Annotated in this window: 2 protein-coding genes; both read right to left on the bottom strand. The window is 45.5% G+C overall.

The window, feature by feature from the left end; all coding sequences use genetic code 11:
- Window positions 1-98: 98 nt before the first annotated feature.
- Entirely contained in the window at window positions 99-1,292 is a 1,194-nt protein-coding gene (locus F6K64_RS37900) for a pyridoxal phosphate-dependent aminotransferase (protein WP_081431922.1), read from the bottom strand.
- Between the two features lie 187 nt (window positions 1,293-1,479).
- The coding region (locus F6K64_RS37895) for a class II aldolase/adducin family protein (protein ID WP_287268002.1) at window positions 1,480-2,274 on the bottom strand (795 nt) is incomplete at its 5' end.

The raw sequence follows: 2,274 nt of genomic DNA, 5'->3' as shown, positions 1-2,274 counted from the left end.
CCAGTAGTAGCACTGCCATATTCATGTCCATTCGCAGTCAACTCAAGCTTAAGTCCGAAGTGTGAAGGGAGTGCGTTCGCGTAGCGTAGCCCTTTGGGCTAATCGCCTTTGGCGCGGCTGAGGCCTTTGGCCACGCTTCGCGAACGCCGATCGCAGATCCCAGAATTGACCTTTTCAAGGAACTCGGTTATCCTTAGCACTCCTTCGGACACATCTTGAGGGCTTTTAGTAAAGTTGACGCGCAAAAAACCGGGGTCGGTTTCAGCAAAATCCGTTCCCGGAGCAGTGGCAAGTGCATAGTCTTTGGCTAATATCGATGCTGCTTTCATGGAGTCCATACCTTCAGGCAGCGGTATGATACCATAAAACCCCGCCTGGGAATTTCTGATTACAGGGACAGAGTAGCGATCGCAAGCCGCTAAGAACACCTTGTGGCTGCGACCCAGGTAGCTTCGATGAGCCTTTAGCAGCAGCCGGGATCTCTCTAGCAGTCGTTCTGTTAACAGCTGTCCGGGAAGATTCGGGCAAATATTCAACAATACTTTCATACTCTCGGCAGCTTCAGCTAAGCTTGATGGTACAATCACAAAACCGATACGCAATCCCGGAACGGCAAAAGACTTGGCAAATCCATTGACAATGAAATGTTCCCCAGGCAGTTGCGTCCCACTGGGAGCAAAATCCCCCGCGAAAGTCATTAACTGGTAAACTTCGTCGAAAATTACTGGAATGCCGAATGAAGCAATTTCTGCTAGCATTTCCCGACTAGCTATATTTCCGTGGGGATTTCCCGGAGAGTTGACGATTATAGCAGCGGTTTTGGCAGTTATCAAATTCCGCAGTCGGTGGGGTGAGAGGTTAAACTCTGCATCCAGGGGTGCCGATATCGGAATGCCACCAAACATCTTCACGATTCGCGGATAGGCCGCATATCCGACGGCTGGTATAATGACTTCGCTACCTCGGCGCACCAACAGCCCCAATGCTAAGACTAATGCACCAGTCGCCCCATCAGTTATCAATATCTGTGCCGCTGGGATATCTATACCTAAGGTCGAGGCGTAAAAGCTGCTAATTTTTTTCCGCAGTGACATCTGTCCGCTAATATCCCCGTAACCTAGTACTTTTTCTACTTCAGGAGCCTGTAAAGTCAGGTCAACGTATTCTTGAATTGGGAAGTCCGATTGACCAAAAGCTAGAGAAATCGGTCGCCAGTGGGATTGGTTTCGAGCTAACAGAGTCGAAATCTTGTCAATTCCCATGGGCCGAAATGTTAGTATTGGGGTTGGCATTGATGAAACTTGGGATCGCTTTAGTACTCCTTTAAATTACCAGTTAGTTGTTCAAATCAATTGCGAATAATTGTTTCAGAGTTATTACTAATTAGTAAACCTTGATGTTTTCCATTTTTATCAAATGGAGTGAAGGAGGCAGGATTCCCCGTATTTTTTTGTGTATTTGAATATGGCCTAATTTTTCCTAGGGTAAGTTGGGTGGGAGTATGTCACTATAAGAAGAATCGAGTCGATCGAGCAAACGGCGATTAGCTTCCCATACGAGTTGGAATTCTTGATTTTTATTTCCGAAGGAGCCTTCAAATTGCCGTGCTGTATGTTCGCAAATCTCAGGTGGTGGTATAATCGGCTTGGCGTTACTACTTAATACATTAACCTGAATCTCGCACGCCTTATTCAGGTAGTACATATAGAAGAATGCTTCCGCTACTGTTTCACCTACAGTTAAAAGACCATGGTTACGGAGGATTAAACATTTCTTGTCTCCCAGAGATGCCACCAGCCTTTCTCGCTCATCCAGGTTAAGTGAGATGCCCTCATAATCATGGTAGGCAACCCGATTATAAAATTCCATCGAAATTTGGTTAAGGGGCAACAAACCCTCTTCCATCGCAGCAACAGCCATGCCACTAACAGTATGGGTGTGGATGATTGCATGGGCATTAGGGCAACCTAAATGAATAGCACTGTGTATAGTAAATCCGGCTGGATTTACTTCCGCGTCTGCCTGGTCAATTTTGTTGCCATTAGCATCCACTGGAACCAAATTTGATGCACATATTTCGTCAAACATCATACCATACGGATTAATGAGGAATATTGGTGGCTCCTCTTTAATCCGCACGGAAATATGGGTGTATATCATGTCTGTCATCCCATAATAGTTAATCAAGCGGTAAGCAGCAGCAAGATCTACACGTAACTGTCGTTCTTCTTGGGAATAAAAGGTAGTTATGGAATTATTTATATTAGAGTTTTT

The organism is Moorena sp. SIO3A2 (assembly GCF_010672265.1).
Lineage (GTDB): Bacteria > Cyanobacteriota > Cyanobacteriia > Cyanobacteriales > Coleofasciculaceae > Moorena > Moorena producens.
The sequence above is the reverse complement of the archived record's forward strand: the minus strand, read 5'-3'. Positions and strand labels throughout refer to the sequence as shown.